The following is a 24,646-nucleotide window of genomic DNA, read 5'->3' as shown; positions in this document are numbered from 1 at the left end:
TGTAATAAGAAAGACATGAAAACTATATTTATATATCGAAAGGTCAGAATTGTATTGTCAGTTGTAATGATATGCTTTGGTATGATCTCTTGTCAGGATTATTTGGAAGTAACTCCAAAAGAGCAGGTTTCAGACGCGACACTTTGGGAAGACCAAGGCAATGCAGACCTAATTTTAAATGGGATCTATGGAAGCATTAGGGGGCCAATAAATTTCTTTGACCATGGTGATAATTATACTGACAATACCATGAGTCAATATCTTTGGGCTGGGAGTAGAGGCCTTTATGTTTTGGGTATAGAAACACCAGGTAACACTTCAAGTCTGCAGCAATGGAGTCAATATAGCAATATTCGTAGGTGCAATATTTTCATATCAAATGCGGAAAATTCTGATTTGGATGCCGATTGGAAAAAAACCAGAATTGCTGAAGCACGTTTTTTAAGGGCTTATTTTTATTCATTGCTCTGGACGACCTATGGAGGTGTACCCCTTATCACTGATGTGTTAGATCGGAATACACAGGGGGATGAGATTTTTAGACCAAGGGCTACCGACGAAGAAACCTATCAATTCATTGTTGATGAGTGTGCAGCAATAGCGGATGATTTGCCAGTTAATCCGGGACTATCTAGAGCTGGGAAGGGTGCTGCATTGACTTTAAAAGGCTGGTGTGAATTGTTCAATGCCAGTCCATTGAAGAACCCGGATAACGCTATAGAAAAATGGGCTTTGGCAGCTGCTACAAATAAGCAGGTGATGGATTTAAATGCCTATAGTTTGTTCCCTGATCATGCAACATTGCTTAATGAGGGGAATAACAACAATGAAGAAGTGATATTTGATAAGACCTATTTAGGAGGGACAAGCATTGGCAACAGTAGATCCGGTTTGCAACCTATAGGGGTGGTGGGGGGTGCCCAGCAATCCTGGTCAGGAGTAAATGTAACCCAGGAACTAGTAGATGAATATGCCATGTCAAATGGCTTACCTATATCTGATACTGCCTCAGGTTATGATCCACAAAACCCTTACGAAAATAGAGAAAAGAGATTCTATGATGATATTATTTATGACGGGTCCAAATGGATGGGATTTGAGTCGGTATACTGGACAGGGTCTGGGAGTTTGAATGAGCTGGATTTAAACTTCGGGAGTACCAATAGGCCAGCTACGGTTTACCATCCTAGAAAAGGAATAGAACCTCAATTCTATGTAAATGGATGGAACAACCTCAGTAGCGCCAATTGGGTGATTTTCCGGTTTGCTGAAGTGCTCTTAAGCTATGCGGAAGCACAAAATGAAGCCACTGGCCCTGATGCTTCTGTTTATGATGCGATTAATCAGGTGAGAGCAAGAGTGGAACTCCCGCCATTGCAGCCAGGACTTTCACAGGATGGAATGCGTACAGCTATTCATAGGGAACGTAGGGTAGAACTTTGTTTTGAAGACAAGCGCTGGTTTGATCTTATTAGGTTGAGATTGGCTGAAGACCTTATACCTGGAACGGTACATACCATGAAAATTGAGGTCGAAAATGGCAAAAAAGTTTATTCAGTAGTGCCTACCGGTGGGGACAATAGAGCATTTGATCCTGCTAAGAATTATTTACTTCCAATCCCACAATCGGCGATTGAGCGCAATGATAAATTAGAACAAAACCCAGGTTATGGAAATAATTAATAGGAGAAATTTCATACTAAAAACTGCCACAATAAGTGGAGTAGGAATGGCTTCAATATCCAATTTTCCCTTTTCTAACATGGCTGGAGAAAGTGTGTTTGAAGAAAATCCAGACAGCCAATCAACGAGGTTTATTGCAGCTTATGATACAGAATCAAAAGCCTGCATTGAAAACCTGGAAACGATTGTAAAAATGCACCAAAAGCATACTATTCCTGCAACGTTTTTTATTGTGTCAAGTATCTTGAATAAGGGGAATATTAGCATGGTAAAGGAATTACTTGATGATCCCCTTTTCGAAATTGCAAGTCATTCATTTAGTCACACGGTAGTGCTCGATCATCCAATATGCGGAAAGGCAATAGATGCTAGAAAAGAAATAATTGATAGCAAACATATTCTCGAGGATGTTTTTGGAAAGGATATTCTAGGTTTTCGAACACCTTGTGGTTACCCAGAGGGATTAAGAGATGAACCGGAACTTCTTGAATTAGTGGATGAAGCAGGGTACAAATACATTAGTACCATGTTATGGGGACCAGGGTTTTCTCTCCCTGCTGACATAGTAGACCCTTTTACTTACGAGAAAGAAGGGTTTAAAGAAATTTGGGAAATTCCCGGGCATGGTTGGCATGAGAATGTGCTCAAAGGCCATAGTAAAATCAATATTCCCATGGTAGTTTGGCCTACTAAATGGCCTGAAATTGCTATTCCTAAACGGTATATAGAAACACCTATGGAAGAATTCCAGATCAATAAATATTTTATTGAAACGGCAAAAAAAGAAAAAAAGGAACACATAACTTTCATTTGGCACCCCTGGTCTTTGGGAAGGTTTGATAATAAGATGGCGATGTTAGATTTAACCTTTTCTTATATCAATAAAACAAAGCAGAGTACAGATACTTTTGAAGGATTTTATAAAACTAAAAAGGAGGGAAATTAGATGAAAAAGATTTGCTTGTCAAGCTTCATTTTCTTTATTGCTTTACTCTTAAATACCTATGATACCATCGGTCAAAAGTCAGCGGAAAAAGAAGAGTGGATCTCATTATTAAATGGGAAAAATATAGACGGTTGGGACGTTAAAATAACTGGAAATGAACTCAATGTTGATCCTGAGGAAATATTCCTTTTTGAAGATGGAATCCTAAAAGTTTATGACAAGAAAAGAGATACCAATGTTAAGATTGGTCATTTGTTTTATAAAAAACCATACGCTTATTACAGATTGAAATTCGAATACAGATTCACCGGTAGGCAGTTTGAAAATCCCTCTTGGGAAACCCAATACGGCGGAATTGAATACCATGCTCAATCACTTAATAGTATGGGGTTAGAGCAAGGTTATCCGGTTTGTATGGAATTTCAATTGCTGGGAGGGCTTAACACTGGAGACCGTCCGACTGGAAATCTATGTACCATTGGTACCCTTGTAGAAATGGAAGGTGAAATAGAGCTGGCCCATTGTATTGACTCCGATTCTAAATCTTATGAGGGAAATCAATGGGTAGAGGCGGAATTGGTCGTTTTGGGTGATTCCCTTGTAATGCATATTGTTAATGGGGAGACAGTTCTTCAATATGAAAAGTCTCAGATAGGAGGTGGTTTTGTGAACGAAGACTTTGACTGGGCTAAGGGCAAGGTGAAGAATGCTGAAGATTGGATACAGAAAGAAGGGATGTTGTTAAATACGGGTTTTATTGGCATTCAGGCCCATGACCCAATGGAGTTTAAAAGTATAGAACTTCTTAACCTTTCTGGTTGTACCAATCCGAAATGTGAAAACTTTAAGCCCTATTTTATTCAAAAAGGGGAATGTGTCTGTTTACCCAAGTCCCAATAAAAAATCCATTCCAATATGAAAAATAACAATACATACGATGCCATTGTAATAGGAACAGGAATTAGTGGTGGCTGGGCAGCAAAAGAGCTGTGTGAGAAAGGATTAAAAACCCTGGTTTTGGATCGAGGCAGGGATGTCAAGCACATAGTTGATTATGAAGACTTAAAATCACCTTGGGAGCTCCCACATAGAGGGTTGAAAACCCAGGAAGATATTCGGCTTAGTCCTATACAGAGCGGTGTTTATAATTTCAATGAAGTCTCTAAAAAATATTTCGTCAATGACCTTGAGCAACCATATGAACAGGTAAAGCCTTTTGAATGGGCCAGAGGCTACCAGGTAGGCGGGCGCAGCTTGATATGGGGACGTCAATGCTATCGGAGGAGTGAAATTGATTTTTCAGCCAATTCAAAAGATGGTTTTGGGGTGGAATGGCCAATTGGATATAATGACATTGCTCCCTGGTATGATTATGTTGAACCCTTTGTAGGGGTGAGTGGCTCCTTAGAGGGGCTTCCTCATTTACCAGATGGAAAGTTCCAACCACCAATGCCTATGAATTGTGTGGAAAAAGAAGTGGCAGAAAGGGTAAGAAAGGGATTTGGAGATGAACGGATGATTATCCATGGGCGTACGGCCAATCATACCAAAAAAATTGGAACAAGAGGGCCATGCCTTTACCGCGGAAAGTGCGAAAGTGGCTGTTCTTACGGAGGTTATTTTAGCAGCAATTCAGCGACCCTGCCAGCAGCAATAGCAACAGGCAATATGACACTAAGGCCTTTTTCAGTAGTAAAAGAAATAATTTATGACAAGGAAAAACGGCGGGCCAAAGGGGTGAGAGTGATAGATGCAGAAACCTTAGAAGAGCATGAGTATTATTCAAATGTGGTGTTTCTGAATGCATCTACTTTAAACTCCACTTTAATCCTGCTGCATTCTGTTTCAGATGCTTTCCCCAATGGATTGGGAAATAGTAGTGGTCAAATTGGGCATAACTTAATGGACATGCCTTACGGGGCAGGTGCAAGAGGAAGCTTTGAGGGTCATGAGGACAAATATACTTATGGATCGCGTCCTACTGGGATCTTTGTTCCGCGTTTTCGAAATATAAGCAAAGAGACAGAAAGGAAAGATTTTCTTCGTGGCTATACTTTCCAGGGGGGAGCAGGTAGAGGGCGAATAGGGAATGCTGCAGGTGTAGGGGTACAGTTGAAGGATAAAATAGCTGAAGCTGGAGAATGGTCGATGGGTATTACTGCCTGGGGAGAGCATCTCCCTTATTATGACAACAAGGTGACACTCCACAAAGATAAAAAGGACAAGTTTGGTATGCCAATTCTCCGAATTGATTGCGAGTTTAAAGAAAATGAAAAAGCAATGTTGGAAGACATGAAGAACAGTGCCGCAGAAATTCTGGAAATGGGCGGCATAAAAAATTTGGAAACCTACAATTGGAATAAAATACCTGGTTCCTGTATACATGAAACGGGAACAGCCCGAATGGGTTTGGACCCAAAGACTTCAGTATTGAACAAATGGAATCAAATGCACGAGGTCAATAACGTTTTTATTACTGACGGATCAGCGATGGCTTCCTCAGGTTGTACACCTGGCCCTTCGATCACCTACATGGCTTTAACAGCCAGAGCGGTTGATTACGCAGTAAAAGAAATGAAGAAAGGGAACATTCGATAAAATACAAAGTAATGAAGAGAAGAGATGCACTGAAAAAAGCAGGTTTCTTATTTGGAGGATCAATCGCAGGAGCTACTTTATTGTTCCAAGTTGGATGTAGCTTTAAAAAGGGCGATGGTGTTGGTTTTTTTAACCAGGAACAGATCAATTTTCTGAATGAGGTAGGAGAAACCATTTTGCCCCAAACAGACACACCTGGTGCGAAGGAGGCCAATGTTGGTGAGTTTATGGCAGTAGTGGTGAGGGATTGCTATACACCAGAAAACCAAAAAATATTTATTGATGGAATGGATAATATAAACACCCTGAGTAAAAACAGGTACAAGGAATCTTTTGTGGCATGTACCGCACAGCAACGCACCGAATTATTGTCTATCTTAGATGAGGAAGGCGAGGATTATTTTAAATTGATAAAAGGCTTAACCCTTACCGGGTATTATACTTCTGAGGTAGGAGCGACGCAATTCCTAAAATACAATCCTGCACCGGGCTATTATGATGGCTGCCGGGCACAAAAACCCTGGTAATATGAAACTGATAGTTTTCTTAATGGCTTTTATTTTTCTGGGAGAAAAGGGCTATTCCAATTCTGTTAATGACAAATTTAAGCCTGTTTCCGAAATAGAACCCCATAATAAACAAAGAGATATTGTCCGTTTTCAGGTTTCGTTAAACGTTCAGCCTTCAGACACAAAAAGCACACAATTAACGCCATTAGATTCGGAAAAGATTTACCCTGATTGGGGAGTGCTAATGCTCCCCGAAAATTATTCTAAAAAAGGAAGTCCTACCCGTTTGGTGATTATTTGTCATGGGGCAGGAGGAACCGTTACAGGGACTGGAAGCCAGATAGAAAGGTTTCCACTGACAAAGTATTTGCTTAGTGAAGGATTTGCTGTTATGGACATGGCTGGATTGCCGGAACGGTTTGCGGAGGAGTTTGGTATAGATTTATTCAATAATATGGGATCAGGTATAGCAATTCAATCCTATATAAAAGGATATCATTGGGTCATTGAAAATTTCAATATAAAACAGGATGGGGTTCATTTGTGGGGTGGAAGTATGGGAGGGTTAACCAGCAATAATTTGCTGTATCAAAGCCAGATCCCTTTTTTATCTCAATCGGCGGCTTGCCCTGTAACTGATCTTTACAATCAAGCATGGATGCATCCCTGGAGCAATAATGCGCCTAAAATTGCCATGGCAAAACTCTTCAATTTTGATCATAAGGATGTTTATGAGCCTGAAAAAGTCAATGGGTTTAATCCCATTCTTTACAATTCATGGCTAACAGATGGAAAGCGGTTTAAAATTCATGGGGTGCCCCTAAAGATTTGGCATGCAGATGAGGATCCAGTCGTGACCTATCAAGGAAGTGTAGCCTTTGTGGAGGCAATTAAGAGAACTGGAGGCAGGGTGGAATTAAGAACTTTACATGCTAAAAGCCATGAACCAATGGATTTAGGTGAAGCAGTTAAATATATTGTTTTTAATAATGAAAAAATTCCAATTACGCCAGTTGTCGAAGAGATGTTTTTGTGGATTAAAAGATTTGATTAAATAAATAATAAGTGTTTTTAAAAAGCTACTCATTTCTGAAGAAAGGAGCTATTCATTTTTCAGACCAAGATGGCTTTCGTTTCAATAGTATTATAAAATAACAAAAGGCTGATACCATGAAAAAGAAATCTTTAGAGGGTTACAACTTCTATTCTCAGGAAAACAATGCCGGACGCCGCGACTTTATACGTAAGACTGGCTTGGCGGGATTATGGTTTTCGACTATTGGAGGGGAAGTAAGTTCACATGGCCTAAATGCATATGCCTCGACTGAAAATAATGCGGAAAGGCTAACAGATCATTGGAATTTATTTGATGCTCATGTTCAGGTAGGACGCCACCTTAAGTTAAAAGAAAATGGACTACATACTGCTGAGGATCTTTTATCCGAAATGGATCATTATGGCATTTCCGAGGCATTGGTTATTGATAGTTTGAGCAGAGAGAATCACCCTAAAGATGGCAACCAAAGAATTTTAGATGTTACCAGCAACAACCCACGATTGCATAGCGCTTGGGCAGGTTTGCCTTCGGGGATAAAAAGCGAACAATTAGACCCCTATGAATTTGTGGGTGAAATGCGCCGGCAGAAGGTTGGTGCGCTCTGTTTATATCCCAATCAATATTTTTTTAAGCTCTCCGATTATAGTGTGGATGATCTCTTGGATCCGATTTCAACAAGCAAGGTTCCGGTTTTTGTCAATCCCACTGAATCAAATGGGCGTGGTGGGTCAGATGCAACCGATTGGGACGGAATTGTGGCCCTTTGCAGGCGATGGCCTGATATACCGGTAATAATCAGCGAAAACCGTATACGTCGATCCCAGCGTTTACTTTACAAAGCTTTGGATGCCTGTCCGAATTTGCACCTTGAGCTAAGTGCTTATTGGCTCCATAGAGGGATTGAATACATCACGGAGCGTTGGGGTTCGGAAAGACTGATTTTTGGTTCTGGATGGCCCAATTTTGGACAACACATGACACTTGCTACTTTAACCACTGCGGAAATAAGCGACCGGGATAAAAGGTTAATCGCTGGGGATAATTTACGGGGATTACTCAGCTGGTGCAAGCTGAAACATCCTGAAGTTAAATTCCCTGCCCCAGAGGATGAATATGTGAAGTTTGGTCGTTCTGGCATGCGCCCGGATAAAATGACTTTCTATGATGTTCATGGTCACCTTGGAGAAAACAATGCGCACTATCATGTACCCGGTTCCTCGATTAATAAAGTAGTGGGAGAAATGGATAGGCTAGGTTTGAACAAGGTGTGTGTGATGAGCTTTGCAGGGGTATACAGTGATGAAATTTTCGGTAATGACATTGTCGCTAACGCAATAAATAAATTTCCTGATCGATTTATAGGCTTTACTTTATTGAACCCCAATAGGGGCCGAAAAGAAATGTTGATGGAACTTCAGCGTGGTGAGAAGTTAGGGATGCGTGGAATTAAATTGATTCCTCCTTACCAGGGATATCCGGTTGATGGGCCATTGATTGATGTAGCATGTGAATGGGCAAATGACCATCGTCAATTAATTATAAATCACAGTTGGGGCTCGCCTACACAGATGGAAAGATTAGTGAAGACGTATCCAAACGCATGTTTTGTCACTGCACATACGACTACTGCCTATGCAGCAATAATTAAAAATTACCCGAATTTATATGTATGTTCTGTGCCACTTTTAGGACCAAGGGCCTGCGAAGAAGTAGTGGAGGCCATAGGCGCTGACAGGTTTTTATTTGGCACTGATTTACTTGATTTACCGATTGCATGGAATCTGGGTCCTATACTATTTGCGAGAATTACTACTGAAGAAAAGCGGCTCATTCTTGGCGAGAATTTAAAAGGGATATTGGAGAATTATAGTTTACCGGTTTAATGGGAGTCAAAAGCATTTTTAATCCAATCCCTGATTTTTGAAATTGCCTTTGAAGGAAGTGTTGAACAGTATCTGATTAATTTTGGATATAATCAGGGGAAATCTGCCATGACAGACTACCACATCATCGCTGCTATAGCCAATATTCAGGTAGACAAAGCCCGGGAGATCCTTGCACTGGCAAACAATAAACTATCTGAATTGGCCAATTGGGACATGGAAAAATGGCTGAAATTAGAAGGGATAGGATATGCTAAGGCCACAGCTATGGTAACTTCATTTGAATTGGGTAGAAGAAGAATGTATTAACAACCAGATAAAAAAATCAAGATCAATTGTTCCCAGGATGTTTACAATCGTATGAAACCTTTCCTTTATGACGAAGTAGTGGAACACTTTTACATTGTATTGCTGATCAGGATATCGAACTTGACATCGTTCTTTGACAGTTTGCAATTATTCGCCACTTTAAAAGTTTACCGGGCTTTGTTCAACAATATTTTAACCGCACTCTTGAAATCCTTAAATCACTAATTGTTTTTTTTATTAGATTGCGTTTAAAACACTTTACCTTGGTGATCATATTGTAATTAATATTATGTCATTTAAAAAAAAGGGACAGTTGAGTAAATCTCCGGAGAGACTTAAACATCTTGGGAACTTTCTTTCGAAACTATTTTGGAAAAGAGAAAGAAAAGCGGAAAAGGAATTAATTAGAGAGGAGTTGACGGAGACTGAAGGAAAGGACATTAAAAATTTGAATCACTAAGTCTACGAACTTGTAAACACTTTTATTGCACTTTCGTCTAATGCATATAGATAAAGAGGTGCCCATCCTTCTTTTCTGGTCCTGTTACATGCATATGCATGGTCTTGGTCCCCACATTATTAAAGGAGGTTTTTAAATTTCCCCTCCGGCTTCTTCTCCCGGTCGACTGGGACCACATTCAGTATTTAAGTCGGTTTCTCAGCCATTCATCAATGAATCTTAGATTGGCGTTGATACTGGCAAGCCTGTCCTGAAATAGTCAGGGACGGTAATTGTTTATCCATTCCCTCCATACCTCGGCCAGATTTCGGAGCCTCTGCTCGAAACTATGGTTTGGTCTTCTTAGTGATCCGCTTGACCTTGCGTTTGAGTGATTTCCAACTTGTCTTTTTCACCACCAACTGGATCAATGGAGTGTAGATGAGGGATAACCTATTAGGGTTTTAACGTCCTTTACGCGCGCAATTTATCCATCCTCTTTAGTATATTCCCAAACCCACATATTTTCAGGTTTTAATTTTCGTTTTTTCAATTCCCAATAAATTTCTGTGCCGTCCAAGTCAGGCTCCATGCGGGGGATTTCCATGTACCCGGTGACCTTAAAAATCTCTTCAAATCTGAACCACACAAACTGTTTATCACTATTCAGGCAAGTTTCTTCTAATGTAGGAAGGAGTTTTACCGCCCTTTGTTCCAGATAAGCAAAAGGAGATTGCGGAATCTATAAAAAAACAACCAAAAACATCTTTGGGAAAGTAACTGAAATAACTCGGAGGAAGGATATTAGAATCAACTCGATTTTAACATCCTCTTTTCACACGTTTTACAAATTAATGACTAATTGGTTGAATTTAGAAGAAGAACATAAACCAGAAATTCCTTCAAATCCTCATTTGCAAACAAAAATCTGAAAATACTAGTCAAATCAATGACTCACCAAAGCTATGGGCTATTTCTTCACATGCATCCGGTTTGACTGTCTGAGATGTTCCAAGGAACTTCGGCATAATAGGATGTGAATGATTGAGATGATTTATCCGGTGCTTAGTGAAAAACTCCCCCGCGCATCATTCATTTAGCTCTCCAGCGCCCTCGGTAAGCACATTATGAAACGTTTTAATTTATTATCAGAACCCACAGAGATGCTTTATAACCAGGGGAAATCTGCCATGACAGACTACCACATCATCGTTGCTATAGCCAATATTCAAGTAGACAAAGCTCGGGAGATTCTTACCCTAGCAAATAATAAACTATCTGAATTGGCCAAGTGGGACATGGAAAGATGGCTGAAAATAGAAGGGATAGGATATGCCAAGGCCACGGCTATGGTAACTTCATTTGAATTGGGTAGAAGGAGGATGTTTGAACAACCAGATAAAAAAATCAAAATCAATTGTTCCCAGGTTGTTTACAATTGTATGAAACCTTTCCTTTTTTCTGTTTTGTGCGGGTACTTTTTAGTTTAATATTTTAATTCTGATTTTCAGTATCGGAAATTTGCGATTTAGGGTGCCTCAGTATATTTTTAACCTATGTTTGTCAGGCGAAAAAGAAATGCTAGTGGTAGTTTTAGTGTACAAATTATCCAAAAAGTAGGTAGGATCAACAAAGTTGTTAAGACTATAGGTTGTTCTTCGGATGAAAGTGAGTTGGATACTATGGAACGAGAAGCCAGATCAGAAATTGATCGGCTTAGAGGGCAGACAGCCATTTTTCACCAGAGAAAAGAACAATAACCTCACCCCAACCCAATGCTATCCACAATATGCAACATTCAGAAAGAATTGGTCGTCCCTGATAAGATCCTTGGGCATGGCAACCTGAAATTTAAGTTGAAAACTTCCATTATCTGGCAAGATTTTAAAATAAAGCGACTTTCATTTTCAGCAAATAGGGCCGTAGAACTAATAATAAAGATGTATGAGATAAGAGTGTATTGCCAGAATCTAAAACCTACACCACAATACTTTTAAAACCAACTGGTGAACAACAAAAACTTATCACAGCTATCAGCACAAAACAGGAGGGACCTACTCCGGTTTGAGTTTATAACCTAGGCGGGCAAAGAGCAGTTTTTTGGCGTCGCCATTTTTGGGTATAGGGATACGAAAAAAGGGGGACTCTCCCTTTTTAACCTCCCTGGGAAGTATGACATGGTTATCCTTGATCTGTGTGACCATAGGCAGGTTAATCACGTATTTTCGATTTATGTGGTGGAAATTTCTCAGCAGATACAGATTATCTCTGTAAAAGTTTTTCAGTCCTGGACTTGTGAATGGAATGGGCAAAGTGCTATCTAAGGTGTAAGCACGAATAAGTTTGTCATCTGCTTCCAGAAGTATTAAGTCCCGTATAGGGATGGCAGTAGCTTCATTGTGAGAAGTGGCTACGAAAATGGATTTATTTTGGATGCCATTTTGGTTCGGTTCCATGGATTCCAGTTTGCTACGTTGTGATTGGAATATGGTGGCGAGTTCAATTTTATCCATTAGCCTGAAATAATCCACCGGTTTGGGGATAAAATCAAACGGCATCAGGTATTTGGCCAGGTTGAATCCCAGGCTACGGGGTAGGCCCGATAAAAATAAGATCGGAATAGGGTAGGACCGGTTTAGGTACTGTGCTAGGCGAATTCCTGCATCCACATCCTCCCCGAGGGCAATGTCCAGCAACGCCACTTCAGGTTGATGGTGCTGGATGATATCTAGGGCCGCCTGATAGGTTCTGGCCGGCCCAAGGATTTTATGCGAATCATCGCCAAAGTGTTCGTTGATGGATAGCGCAATTTCTTCGCCAATTGAGTGATTGTCTTCTACGATGAGGATTTTCATAAGTGGGTGTTGATTTTTTTTGATTGTATGTTAAAGCGAAGGCAATGGTGAATTCCCCCATCGCTTTCAGTGGTTAACCGTGCGTCTAAATCTCGTGCAAACTTTTCAATCAAACCGGTGCCAGTACCTTGGGTAAGATTGTCTTTCAAGCCAGATCCATTGTCGCTGTATTGCAGGGTAAGCATCCTGTTTTCCTCCTGGATGAAAATCGTTATTTTTGGTTTTTGTGTCATCAAAAAGGCATATTTGGTACTGTTTCGTAGCCATTCGTCCAGAATTATAGCCAGATTCAGAATTTGATTTACTGGAACGGTGAGGTCTGAAGGGCAGTTTAGGGTAATCCGCGTATTGTTTTTTTCCAGACGGAAAATTTCCCGGTGATGGTTCAATAATCCAGTAAGATATTCTGCAAGCGGGACCTCAAACTCGTCTTCCACATCGTAAAGATACCTTTCTAGTGAGGCTGCGGTTTGCAGAATCCGACCAGCCTGTATCAAATCGGATTTTGTACCGGAGTCGGTCGCTTTCCGTCTTATGGCATTGATGACGGTTTGTATTCTGGCCAGGCTATTGCTTGTTCGGTGACGAATTTCCACTTGCTGCGCTTTTATCACCGAGTTTTGATTGCTAATCTGTTCCGATAGCTGTTTTTGGGTTTTGAGGTTTCGAAACGTGATGACCGAAAAGAAAGTTAGCAATAATCCCAATACTCCCAGTAGAATACTGGTGACTTGAAATTGTGCTGACTTGATTTCGAATAGATTGGCTTGTTGGGCGACTTGTTCTTTCTCAAATTCTTTTTCCCGAAGTAAATAGAGGTTTCCAAGTTCTTGAACCTGGATTTTCTCTTCCATAAAAAGATCGGTTTTGAGGCTATCCCAAATTTTATAGGTTCTCAGTGCCTGGTCAAAACGATTGGTTTTCTCGTACAAGCGAACTTTTAATTCGATGTTTTCAATGGCCAACTCCTTGGTCTGAATATTCTGGATAATTGTCGTAGCTGAATCCAAATACAATTCAGCGAGTGGATAATTACCCTTTCCCAGCCAATAATTGGCAAAATTATTATAACTGATGGCCATGGATTCCGGCTCATTCAATTTCCGGTGGATAGTGTAGGCTTCTTGCAAGTAATCGTGCGCGGAATCGAGGAGTGATAATTCCATAAATAGTTCTCCCAAATTATTAAGTGTTGACGAGATATTCCTCAGGTCACCCAGTATTTTTTTTTGCCCAAGGGCCATTAAATTATAGTGAATACAGGAATCCAATTCATTTTTTTGTTGAAAATTGATTGCCATATTATTATAAGCATGGGCTACACCTGCCTGGTCACCTATATGACTGTAAAGCCTTAGAGACTGCCGAAGATAATCCATAGACGTGTCTGGCTCATTATTTTGCTGATAAAGCACACCGATTGAATTATACAAATCAGCTAGCAGCTCTTTGTCAGAACCCATTTTTGTTAATTCCAAACTTTTTAAATAGTGATCTAATGCGACCGCATGGAGGCCGATTCGTTGGAAGTTTAGACCTATGCTTCTTGAGAAAGCAATCATTAAGGTTGAATCTTGGAGGCCTTCTGCATATTCGTAGGCTAATTTGTACTTAGAAATACTGGCCTCGTAATTTCCAATGAGGTGCTGTACGTATCCCATATCGCCAAAAATTCTTCTAATGCTGGTGGAATCGTTTAAATGAAGTGCTTGGTCCAGCGCCTGATCCAATACAATAGTAGCTGAATCCAAAGCATACCCATCGATATGGAGGTCCACCTTTTGGAGCAAGCTATCTAATTGACTTTGGTCACTTTTTTGCTGCCAGGCAGAAGAAATTACCAAGACAATTGCAAGAAGTAAATACCTGGACGAGGGACGTTTTGGTGAAGGAATTTTTATTTCAGTTAGTGGCATATACAGAAGCATAGATGGGAAGGGTGTTTATCATTACAACCTAATAAAGATCGCTTAATTAACAAAAAAATAAAAGATAACATGGTTTAATTTCATTTCTTTAAAATCATTTTGCACTTAATCTGATAGTTGATTTCTGTTAATGGTAATGGTGTTGGCGATTAATTTCTATTCATTTACAAATTTATTGCGCATGTTAACGAATTGTATACAGGAGAATTATTTTCTCTTCATTACATTTGATATGTAGTTGGTTGTAGTGGGGATTTAATCAATGGTTTTGGTTTTGCTTTTCAAAGGTCAGGTGGAATCTTGCATATTTGATAATCTTTCCTTCATATGCCGCTTTCGTTATGCTTGTCTGCGCCAGGCATAATTAATTTTAAATGAAAATAAAGCCTGCAATAACAATTACAGGCTTTACAGTTTGGAAATAATAGCAGTATCTTTTTTATCCGATAGTCTGTTGTAGGGACTATTTAGTGTTTAATTACCTCCCCTGGAAGGGAAATCGTCAGCTTTGGCCTTTTCAACGTTATTCGGTTTTTGCGGCAATGTATCCTTGTCATCGATCAACCCACAAGAAGAAGTAAGTAAGGTAATTACGAGTAATAAAATTCTGTGTGTTCTCATTTTGCTTAGTTTTAAAGGTTTACAATCACCCTTAATCCCAGCTAGAGACCAGTTTACACGGTAGCCGTCAAAGTTTTTTTTTATTTAAATAAACGGGGAACCTTCATTGTGCTTCAGAAACAGTAAGAATTTGCTACGCACAAGCAACTCTCTGTACCCAAAAAAATGGTTTGCTTCCAAACAGAAGTTTCACCTCCTGCTATTAAAGGCAATGGTGACACCAAATTACCCATCCAATTCATCTGCAAGATTAGTTTGAAAAAACCGAGACAGGACCGATAACCTAATGAAAAAGGGGGAGGGCTATATAGCCTCTAAGATTAAAAACACTTGGCGAACTTCTCTCCCGAAGTGAAATCAGTAGTGACTGCTGCAGCATCTGATTATATAATAATATATAGTAAGGCTTCTATACATTTGCCTTGAGGGGAATAGCTTCTTCTTAACGGTTCTGTAGGGTGGGTGATATGAAATGCTTTTTGAGACTTTCTAAGTCATCTTTTTGATCAGTTGGTTTCATATCGCCTCTCTTATGAGGATGAATGATCACCACTAAGCCCAAGAATTGAAAAAAACAAATACATCAGAAACTTGATTGTGTTATTTATTGACATATGTATTTTTATTTTATTTAGAATAAATCTATACCCTAAAATGTTTCTTAAAGAATATTATCAATTCGATAGTTATTAAGCCGTGCCGAAATGCCTCTTGATAAAAGAAATTGAATTTTTTTAATCCTACCATAACGAAAGCTACCATTCGCCGGGGAGGTAATAATTTTACTTATTGATCAATTGTGGAAATTCCATGTCCTAGAAAGAAATCTGGTTTACATTCTAGTTTGGGTAAAAGTGAAGATTTTGAAAAGAGTGCCTGGGGGCTGTCTAGCCTTAATTTTCCATAACCAGAACTTCTTTAATTGAATACAATTCTTATCATAATCAAGGCCGTTTCTGACTTTTGGATCTGGATTTTTCGTGCGGTTAGAAGGCGGGGATGATCCTCAGGCTCTCGATTTTAATATGTCTTTGCTGATATCTTTTCCTAGCATGCTTTGAAGACTACTTATGATATCAAAAAAATTGGTATGGAAAATTGTGTGTTTGACTTATATAATAATGGATTTTACCCCAAACTCTTTACTCCCAGATACGCATTCTTCACGGAATTGTATGGTAGCTTGACGAATTTTGGACGAATGTGCCGCTTGGTATTTGGTAAATTCCTTCAAGAAAAAGTCTCAGATCCGGAGGTAGGAGCAGTTAAAAATAAAATGGGTCCGATTTTAGGGAGCCAAGTTGCGATATCTGCAGATTTCTACCTAAATCTCTGCCTGAGCGCTGGGGATGGGCCAATTCTGTTAATGCATAATGATTTTCAAATGTTCAACAAATTAAATTTTAAGTAGCAGAAATTCAGTAAGTAATGGGAAGACGATCAAGTTCTGAGCAAATTTGGTATCAACCATTTTTAATGGTTCGATAAAAGAAATGAACGACTACAGTAACAAATCAGGATTTCACCATCAATGTATGAAACAATTATCAAACTCTTAACTATATCACTATGACACAAATTAACTTTTCAAGAACAAGTAACCGGCTTATGGTGCTGTTCTTGAGCATCTTTTCTCTGGTATTGGTTTCCTGCAAGGATGACGACGATGTTTCTGGCTTCATCTTGGAAGGTGCCGTGGTTAATACTACGGATATTGGTGTAGTTGGGGCTACCGTATCCCTATGGCGTTTGGGTGATAATACAGCCCTTTTTTCGGCCACTACCGATGCGGAAGGTAATTATAGAATGACAAACATCTTAACCGGCGATTACGAATTACGCATCACGGCCGTGGGATACGAAGACTACAGTTCAAGTATCTCCATAACTGGAGACCATATGGAACGTAGCGATACCATCAGAGGTACCGCACTGATCAGCGGACAGATCATTAACTCCCAGACTGGCCAAGGGCTCTCAGGTGCCGAAGTTACCTTCTCAGCAGATGGCGATACTACCCGCGTGGAGGCAGACTTGGTCGTTGTCACGGATGAATTAGGCTTCTATATCATTGACGGTGCACCGGTGGGTGTTTTTATACAGGTCGTCCGAAATGAGGGGTTTTTCCCACAAGTAGTAGAAAACGTAGATGTTACGGAAGGTGAAAACGAGCTTAATCCTGTCACAGCAGTAGCGGGAGTCGGCGAAGGGGCACTGAGGATCGTCCTCACCTGGGGTCGTATTCCCGATGACCTGGATTCACACCTGACTGGGCCTTCCTCGGGCGGCAGGTTCCACTGTTACTTCTCTTTCGAGCGTCCCATTTCCGCGGTAAACCTGGACGTAGACGACGTTTCTAGCTTTGGGCCTGAGACGATCACCATTAACGAGTTCACAACCGGTACTTATCGCTACTCTGTGCATAATTATTCTAATTGGTCCCAGAGTGGTAGTGAAGGCATCGCAACCTCTCCGGCAGAGATACAGGTGTATGGATCTGGCGGATTGATCGCTTCCTTCTCTCCTCCTGCCATAACGCCCGGGAATACCTGGAGGGTGTTTGAGATAGAAGTTGCCGGTAGCAACATTGAAATTGTACCGATTGATGTCTACGTGACTGCCTCTTCTTCGGAAGATGGAAATGTGTTCCGTTTGGCGGGCAAACCAGCATTTAAGGATTTGGGTATTTTTTAATTCCAAGACCATTACTGTGTTTACTCTCAGGAAAGCGTTTGCGTCATATTGTCAGCCCCCGGCTGGAAAATGTGCGGGAAGAAGACAGAATACAGGTCTACTGGGATGCCTGCTTAAAAAATGAACCAACTGCGATGACCAGTAACAGATAGTTAACCTGCTTTAACAGGTTAAAGCAGGTTAACTACTAAGTTCTTCGAATGATTTTTCCTGACCAATGCCCTTAATTGTGAAGCAGAAAAACATCTAGAAAGAAATTTTCTGCTTTACTCCGGAGTAAGTGAGTAATGTTATCCGTTTCTTCAAGTGGAAAAGTATTATCTTGAAGCTGTAAAAAATACTGCTATAGGTTAGGGGCATAAAATAGCTACAGTTCATCTAAGTTCGGCCTGCAGTTGCTGGTCAATCCGCTCAGTATTGCCTTTGTTAATTATCACTTTTGTTTAAAGGTATTTTTTATCTGTTCATACAGCGGTTCTTATCCTGTCGGGTAGCGTTCTAGTTTGGATCTCCCATTTTCTTCATAAATTGACTAATTTCAACTTCATTAAAAAAACTTAGTATAATAATATGGCAACAGGAAGGGCCTATCGCTCAAATCTCCTCCAAAATCTCTTTAATGGGGGGTAGAACCTCATACACCCAAATATTTTTTCTATCTCATAGACGTTCTTTTCAGCATATTCATTGTTCGGAAAGTTGGCTTTTGGCATTCTGCCTTATTGCGATTCTCATCGAGTGACAAGTTCAGACAGATAGCGTACAGAAAGGAACTCACTTTGCATTTGAGTTGAAAATTTATTTTTTGAATATCTTCAAAAAGTATTAATAAGCTTTCCTGGAAAAAATCTTCTGATTTCTGCTCATCTTATCCTTGTTGCCAGATAATTTTACAGGACATAGAATAGTAACGCATCTGGTAGCGATAGCCCCCTCAATATTTTTTTGAGTCCATAGTCGAGTTTATCTTCATACCTGTTTATTGGTTGGTTGACAGTGGATCCCTATGAATTTGTTAAATTAGTCATTTGGTCAAACTCAATTAAAAAAAGCCACCTTAAACAAACTATATCTGGAACAGGTATGGTCATCCTCAAGCTTGTTACAACCCCTCTAAGCAGATATGCCTGGAACTTAGTATTATCTTTAGGGCTAAGGATTCGCATGATATTCTCCGGAACTCTGGCAGCTTCACCTTTTACATCATTATTGAAGAGAATACTGGTATAGGTCTATAGTTTAATGATAATTTATCAATTCTAAATGATTGTAAACCAGTTTAAAGTGACAATGGATATGTTGCTGGTATTTGACTTACAATTAGAAGGATGTAAGACAGGTTTGAAAGCTTGGGTATAGTTGATGCTTTACTTTGGGATTCCGAGCCGGATGAATTTCTCTTTATCCTCCTAATCATCTTTTAAAAGACCAATTTGAGGCGGGCTGTTACCCCAGGCTAATATTGTAAATCTGGAAGGTACAACATATCGATTTCTACTTCCAAGCCATTTATTTAGTAAGATTACCTGACTTTTTGGATCTCTGGGGCTTTACTAATAAACTAACGAGAGCTCTTCACGAAGCTAAGGAAACCTATGAATTAAGAGACTTTTCAATTCCTTAAGGGCTGAACTAATTTGTTCATTTTTTTTGAGTTAACTTGTTTTTTGTTAGTTATTTAGTTTTATTTATACAGTGCTAATTGTTGTTTGAAACTTGTATTTTGTTGATCGTATTCCTTCTTTATAAATACTTCCTTTACTCATGATGGTCACCGGTGCAGTTCTCAAGCTTGCAGGTAGGTCAGTAGTACCTAACCTAGATGTTATGGATACCATTATATCAGAAAATAATCTTACCCAACTTCGAAGAAACTTTAACAAAAAGATTTAAAACGTGTGCCACCCTTTTTTCACTAATGGGTATTTAAAAACGCTAAATTCGACTTCCTTGAAAAGACTCAGCTTACTTATCATCATCCTAAGCCTAAGTTGTGCAAAAACTTCTTCAGAGGCTCCCAAAATTATTTCTACAAAACCCCAGGGTAACCCCGTTCTTTTAGCCGAGGATTATGACAATCAAAAGCGAGATTCCCTGAATAAACAAAATGCACCAACCCAAAATACAGTCCATGAGATAGATTCAGATAAGTTTGCCTTGATTGTAGCAGTGGGCGAATACGAGCCATCTACCGGATGGGTTAATACAAGTTCTAAAAATGATGTGCCATTAATCAATGCTGCGCTTTCAATACAGGGGTTTGATACCGTTAACAATGTGAGCGTAATCCGTGACAGGGAAGCAACCAAAGAGGGTATAAAGGATGCAGTTCGTGAACATCTCATAGCTAACGCAAAGCCCGGAGCCGTCATGGTATTTCACTATTCCGGACATGGTCAGCAGGTATTTGATGACAACGGGGATGAAATTGATGGCTATGATGAAGCTCTGGTACCTTACGACGCTCCAATGGTATATTCAGAGGCCGCTTACCATGGAAGTAAGCACCTGAGGGATGATGAACTGAGACTTCTCTTTGAAGAGGTCCGTCAAAGATTAGGGCCCTCTGGTGACCTTATTGTTGTACTGGATGCCTGCTATTCCGGTACGGCTACTCGTGGCCTGGGAAAGACAAGGGGTACCAATGTAAAAATCGAACCTCCATCTTATACCCCTATTGTGGGTGAAGAGACCGATGGATGGCATGAGACGAAAACTGCCGTTGGTCTTAGCCCGATGGTAGTGATCAGTGCATCCAGCGCTAATGAGAAAAATTACGAATTTCAAGATGAAAATGGTAACTGGTTCGGTTCTTTGTCCCTGGCATTTAGTAAAACCTTAAGCACCCTGGATGCGGATGCTTCTTACCGGGGATTGTTTGATAGAGTAATGCTGGATATGAGTTCTATGGCTCCTAAGCAGACACCACAGATTGAAGGAGATATTAACCGCAAGATTCTGGGAGGAAAGGCAATACCCAGACTCGATTATTATTCGGTGGTTTCAGGGTTTAAAAACAAAAATTTCGCTATCGATGGAGGGCAGTTGCATTCCATCTTCGAAGGCTCCCGGGTAGTACTCTACGATATTGACGTGGCAGATACAAGTGCTGTGGCTCCTAAAGCAAGTGGGGTAGTTTTCAAATCCTATTTTCAGAGAAGTTTTATCGAATTAGATGAGGAAATGAGTGAAAATGACCTGAGAAATAGCTGGGTGTTTATCAGTGAAAAGAATTTTGGTAAAATGAAAGTGAAGCTACAGTTAGATTTGCGTAATAATCTCGGGTTTCAAGATGCCCTTCAGGCTGAATTGGATAAGGTGCCATTGATTGAGGTGGTAGCTTCTGACCCGGATTTGCTGGTTGAGATGAACAATGACTTTACTAGAAGTCGTGGCGCAAATGCTTTGCAAATGATCAGTGCCCAAGATTACATTTTATACGACAGCATTGTGGACGATCAAAACCAACAAGCTATTGCTAGGGAAGTTATTCAAACTGTAATTTCGTATGCACAAACAGCCTACTTACGAAATTTGGCCATGGTGCAAAAGGATATAAAAGTTAGGTTGGAAATAATTCCTATTGAAGTAGAAGAGATTGGCCCAGTGGTGATAGAAAAGTCTAGGGTACCAATAGAAGATAAGATTGGAAGTGATGGAATATTGGTGTTAAATGAGGGAGATCATTTTAAAATTAAGTTTATAAATGAGGGGCGTAAAAAAGCCTATATTTCGTTGCTTGATATTCAACCGGATAATATAGTAAATCTGCTCCTACCAAGTGAAATTGAATCTGCTGAGGAATATGTTATTGCTGCGAAAGATACATTAGAACTTGGCGATATTTTCGTAATAGGTAAACCTTACGGGGTAGAAGTTTTTAAGCTAATAGCCACTGAGGAACCCATTAATCTGGGTCCTATTATAACTCATCGAGGTGGCAGTATTGCCAGAGGAGAGGTTGCGGGTATTAAGGGAGTGATTCATCCTCTAGAAGAACTTTTAATGAATAGCTATAAAGCCGAAAAGGGCGAAAATAAGAGAAGTACGACAACCGCCAATGTCCCTCCTTCCTCCGGCCATATAGAGAACCTTGTTTTCAAGATTGAGAAGGCGAAATAATGAAAGTTTTTGGGTGTTATGGTAAACACTGATTTCCGGAATAAATCCGGCTTAGTGATTTAGAGGAAAACAACTAGGCTATGGCCCAATACTTTTTCAAAAGGAATATATTATAATCTTAAAATACTTTACCAATCAGTGGGCTCAGCCTAAAGAGGAATTATGTGTCATGGATTTCAACCCCCGATCATCACAAAGGCTCCCCAGAAGTAAGGATCTTCGTAATTCTCTTTGATGGTTTGCTGAGCGGCTTTGAAGGCTTCCCTTTTACCCATTCCTTTTTCTAGCCAGTTCCTGTAGAACAGCCCCATCAAATCCTGAGTCTGCTCGTCGGCGACCTTCCAGAGGGAGAAGATAACCGTTTCTGCCCCAGCTACCTGAAAGGCGCGCTGCAGGCCGTAGACACCCTCCCCGTTTTTGGTGACACCCAGCCCTGTCTCGCAGGCGGAGAGCACTACCAGTTCGGTGCCCCGCAAGTCAAGCAGGGTGGCCTCGTAGGCTGTGAGGATGCCGTCTTCCTGTCCTTCGGGGCGCTGGAAGTCCGGATTGCCACGGTTCTTAAGCGTGGTCTCCGCTCCGGCAAGGTATAGACCGCAGCGCAAATAGGGGTTCTCGGTGACGGTTTCCTGTCCCAATCCGCTCATCAGCATCTCCCTGTTGAGGTCTTTGGCTTTTTGTTCGCTCTCCGGTTCGAAGAACCCGTGGGTGGCGATATGAAGGATCCGGGGGCTTTTCACTTTTTTCAGGACATCCTCGGAAGCGGCATTCTCCAACAGGGCTTGTGTAAGAATGCCCTTCCCATCGAGGATGGAAGCCAATTGCTCTACCTCGGCCAGGGTGCCAGGCAGGGGACTGATGTCGCTCCTGTTGGCGTCGATGGCGCGGTAGGTCTGGTAGGTTCCATAGTTGCTGCTACTTCGAGAAGCCGTGTGTACAGGTGCTGCCTGCCCCTGTTGGTAACGCTCTAGTGCGGAGGCCACGGCTTCGGGGGAAGCGGGGTATCTCGGATAGCCTGCTAATACGGCGCTATTGTTGATTGGGCGCTGCTGTTTCTTTTTGACCAGGTCCCTGGTAGATCCGACCCGCTGGATATCGAGTGTTTCCAGGAGGTATCGGCCCGTTTCGGGATTTTTTAGGGTCTGCAGGTTAAGGGTATGGTACACCCCATCAGCGGAGAGGTAAACTTTTTTGGTTCCTCCCAGGGAATCGAGCGCTTTCTGTATGGGCTGCCAGAAATAGGCATAGAGCGAATCGGCGGGAATGGGCTTATCGCCTCCCGCCACCCGGCTCACCCCCCGCGTGGCAAAAGCAAACTGGTAACTTTGTGCTCCTCGCTCTTCCAGTTCATTTCCGTTCTTCAGTACAACAAGGTGGGGATGACCTTTCGTTTCGGGCGTAACTATAAGGGCGGAGTAATGAATAGTATCTGTCCAATATTTATCGTGCCACCGGAATTTGACCAATTCGATGGCTGCTTCTCCGTTCTGGAGTCCTTGTTGCACCTCACTCCAAGTGGTACGCACGGTGTCTGTTGCCTCTGCAAATATCTCCGAACGGTTTGAAAGCTTTTTTTCCAGGGTATTGACTTTTGCCAGTGTGGCCTCGGGGGAGATGCCTGCCTTTTCCCGTTCACTTTTGGGGATATTCGATTGCTTGAGCCACTGCCGTTTGAGCATTTGCCAGTCCCCGAATAGGCGGATGGCGGTGGTATCCCCGCTGGCAAGGATGCGCTCCCGCATTTGTACGCTACTTTGCAGCAGCAGCCCTTTTAGCAACAGGGCAATGTCGTACTGATTTGCGGTGATGGCGGGGTTGCTCCGTTGTCGCTTCAGGGCGAAGGAATGGAAAAATTCAAAATTGAAATTTAAAGTATTAAGGAACTGCTCTTTCTCCTTCTCGGAAAGAGTGGGGAAAACTATCCGAAGTTGGTGGAGGTCTATCTGTTGGCCCTGCAGCAGGAGCGGTTCTGCCTGGGCATACTGGCCTATTGTATGGTGCAACACTGCCATGTTGTTCAGGGAGCTGGCATAGTCGGGGTGGTGTCCATCCATTTGCGCCTTCATGATTTTCATGCCCTGCAAGTACAGCCGCTTTGCCTTGGCATAACGGCCAATATCATTGTAATGATTTGCTAAGTTGTTCAGGGAGGCGGCATAGGAGGGATGGTCTTTGCCGAGTTTCCTTTTTCTGATTTTCAGGCCCTGGGCATACAGCGGCTCGGCCTCGTCGTTCCGGCCCATGCTATTGTATAGGACTGCCAGATTGTTAATGGAGGTGGCATAAGAAGGGTGGCCCTCGCCCATTTGCGTTTTATAGATTCCCTTAGCCTTGAGCATAAGCGGCTCTGCATTGGCGTACCGCCCCATGTTTGTGTAAAGCACTCCTAAGTTGTGCAGGGAGGTTGCATAGTCGGGGTGGTTTTCGCCGAATTGCGTTTTATAGATTCCATTAGCCTTGACCATAAGCGGCTCTGCATTGGCGTACTGGCCCACGCTTTCATACATTACTGCCAGATTGCTCAGGGAGGTTGCATAGTCGGGGTGATTTTCGCCGAGTTGCGTTTTTCTGATTTCCAAAACCTGTATGTAAAGCGGCTCTGCCTTTGCGTAACGCCCCATTCTTTTGAACAGTCCTGCTAGGTTGCTCAGGGAACTTGCGTAGGAAGGGTGGTTTTCTCCGAATCGGGTTTTCCTGATTCCGGTGGCCATGAACATGAGCCTTTCAGCCTTGACGTATCGGCGAATTCTTACATATAGCATCGCCAGGTTGTTCAAGGAGGTTGCATAGTCGGGGTTGTTTTCGCCCAATTCCTTTTTTACAACTAACACTGCTTTTTCCGCGTATACAATGGCTTCTTCATAACGCCCCTGACCGTAGAGTCCCAATACTTTTTGGTTGAGGGATTCCCAATCATTGTCCGGTGACTGTGCCTGGGAACCGCTGACTAAACCGAAGGTAACTATCAAAATTAGAAGTTTTTTCATCATGCATTAAGTTTTAAA

At 41.4% G+C, this 24,646-nt stretch carries 17 protein-coding genes and 1 pseudogene; 13 read left to right on the top strand and 5 right to left on the bottom strand.

The window, feature by feature from the left end; genetic code table 11:
• Positions 1-15: 15 nt before the first annotated feature.
• The 9 genes from AC0L7T_RS22280 (at position 16) to AC0L7T_RS22240 (ending at position 9,445) form a co-directional block, all read left to right on the top strand.
• The gene (locus AC0L7T_RS22280) at positions 16-1,683 is read left to right on the top strand and encodes a RagB/SusD family nutrient uptake outer membrane protein (RefSeq protein WP_473338528.1); all 1,668 of its coding nucleotides are present in this window, start codon (positions 16-18) and stop codon (positions 1,681-1,683) included.
• A complete protein-coding gene (locus tag AC0L7T_RS22275; protein WP_473338527.1) occupies positions 1,670-2,629 on the top strand; it encodes a polysaccharide deacetylase family protein in 960 nt (319 codons plus the stop codon). Before AC0L7T_RS22280 ends, AC0L7T_RS22275 begins: the two co-directional genes overlap by 14 nt.
• Positions 2,630-3,529 carry a 3-keto-disaccharide hydrolase gene (locus tag AC0L7T_RS22270; RefSeq protein ID WP_473338526.1) on the top strand — a complete coding sequence of 300 codons (900 nt, stop codon included), beginning with the start codon at positions 2,630-2,632 and terminating at the stop codon, positions 3,527-3,529.
• Between the two features lie 15 nt (positions 3,530-3,544).
• Positions 3,545-5,227, top strand: coding sequence for a GMC oxidoreductase (locus tag AC0L7T_RS22265; RefSeq protein WP_473338525.1), 1,683 nt, complete (start codon positions 3,545-3,547; stop codon positions 5,225-5,227).
• An 11-nt stretch (positions 5,228-5,238) separates the two neighbouring features.
• Positions 5,239-5,754 carry a gluconate 2-dehydrogenase subunit 3 family protein gene (locus AC0L7T_RS22260; RefSeq protein WP_473338524.1) on the top strand — a complete coding sequence of 172 codons (516 nt, stop codon included), beginning with the start codon at positions 5,239-5,241 and terminating at the stop codon, positions 5,752-5,754.
• Between the two features lies 1 nt (position 5,755).
• Positions 5,756-6,790 carry an alpha/beta hydrolase family protein gene (locus tag AC0L7T_RS22255; RefSeq protein WP_473338523.1) on the top strand — a complete coding sequence of 345 codons (1,035 nt, stop codon included), beginning with the start codon at positions 5,756-5,758 and terminating at the stop codon, positions 6,788-6,790.
• Positions 6,791-6,906: 116 nt separating this feature from the next.
• On the top strand, positions 6,907-8,676 hold the full coding sequence (locus AC0L7T_RS22250) for an amidohydrolase family protein (protein ID WP_473338522.1): 1,770 nt from the start codon (positions 6,907-6,909) through the stop codon (positions 8,674-8,676).
• A 108-nt stretch (positions 8,677-8,784) separates the two neighbouring features.
• On the top strand, positions 8,785-8,985 hold the full coding sequence (locus AC0L7T_RS22245) for a hypothetical protein (protein WP_473338521.1): 201 nt from the start codon (positions 8,785-8,787) through the stop codon (positions 8,983-8,985).
• A 289-nt stretch (positions 8,986-9,274) separates the two neighbouring features.
• Positions 9,275-9,445 carry a hypothetical protein gene (locus tag AC0L7T_RS22240; protein WP_473338520.1) on the top strand — a complete coding sequence of 57 codons (171 nt, stop codon included), beginning with the start codon at positions 9,275-9,277 and terminating at the stop codon, positions 9,443-9,445.
• A 466-nt stretch (positions 9,446-9,911) separates the two neighbouring features.
• On the opposite strand, the gene AC0L7T_RS22235 is transcribed toward AC0L7T_RS22240, so the two are convergent.
• The gene (locus tag AC0L7T_RS22235) at positions 9,912-10,073 is read right to left on the bottom strand and encodes a hypothetical protein (protein WP_473338519.1); all 162 of its coding nucleotides are present in this window, start codon (positions 10,071-10,073) and stop codon (positions 9,912-9,914) included.
• Between the two features lie 478 nt (positions 10,074-10,551).
• Between AC0L7T_RS22235 and AC0L7T_RS22230 the strand changes: the two genes are divergently transcribed.
• Complete coding sequence (locus tag AC0L7T_RS22230) at positions 10,552-10,914, top strand: JAB domain-containing protein (RefSeq protein WP_473338517.1); 363 nt, start codon at positions 10,552-10,554, stop codon at positions 10,912-10,914.
• A gap of 66 nt (positions 10,915-10,980) precedes the next feature.
• A pseudogene (locus tag AC0L7T_RS22225) lies at positions 10,981-11,178 on the top strand (IS1634 family transposase); the annotation flags it as partial.
• Between the two features lie 300 nt (positions 11,179-11,478).
• Here AC0L7T_RS22225 and AC0L7T_RS22220 read toward each other — a convergent pair.
• The 3 genes from AC0L7T_RS22220 to AC0L7T_RS22210 form a co-directional block, all read right to left on the bottom strand.
• Positions 11,479-12,279 carry a LytR/AlgR family response regulator transcription factor gene (locus tag AC0L7T_RS22220; protein WP_473338515.1) on the bottom strand — a complete coding sequence of 267 codons (801 nt, stop codon included), beginning with the start codon at positions 12,277-12,279 and terminating at the stop codon, positions 11,479-11,481.
• On the bottom strand, positions 12,276-14,195 hold the full coding sequence (locus AC0L7T_RS22215; RefSeq protein WP_473338514.1) for a tetratricopeptide repeat-containing sensor histidine kinase: 1,920 nt from the start codon (positions 14,193-14,195) through the stop codon (positions 12,276-12,278). Before AC0L7T_RS22215 ends, AC0L7T_RS22220 begins: the two co-directional genes overlap by 4 nt.
• A gap of 486 nt (positions 14,196-14,681) precedes the next feature.
• Complete coding sequence (locus AC0L7T_RS22210; protein WP_473338512.1) at positions 14,682-14,828, bottom strand: hypothetical protein; 147 nt, start codon at positions 14,826-14,828, stop codon at positions 14,682-14,684.
• A gap of 1,695 nt (positions 14,829-16,523) precedes the next feature.
• Here AC0L7T_RS22210 and AC0L7T_RS22205 point away from each other — a divergent pair.
• Together AC0L7T_RS22205 and AC0L7T_RS22200 are read left to right on the top strand one after the other, a co-directional pair.
• Positions 16,524-17,522, top strand: coding sequence for a carboxypeptidase regulatory-like domain-containing protein (locus AC0L7T_RS22205; RefSeq protein WP_473338511.1), 999 nt, complete (start codon positions 16,524-16,526; stop codon positions 17,520-17,522).
• 1,950 nt (positions 17,523-19,472) lie between these two features.
• Complete coding sequence (locus AC0L7T_RS22200) at positions 19,473-21,644, top strand: caspase family protein (protein ID WP_473338510.1); 2,172 nt, start codon at positions 19,473-19,475, stop codon at positions 21,642-21,644.
• A gap of 176 nt (positions 21,645-21,820) precedes the next feature.
• Here the strand turns inward: AC0L7T_RS22200 and AC0L7T_RS22195 are convergent, their stop codons facing one another.
• Positions 21,821-24,631, bottom strand: a complete 2,811-nt coding sequence (locus AC0L7T_RS22195; protein ID WP_473338508.1) for a CHAT domain-containing protein — start codon at positions 24,629-24,631, stop codon at positions 21,821-21,823.
• Positions 24,632-24,646: the final 15 nt, after the last annotated feature.

The sequence above is a fragment of the Cyclobacterium sp. 10D3-21 genome, from assembly GCF_055809755.1.
This window is presented reverse-complemented; position numbering and strand designations above follow the sequence as displayed.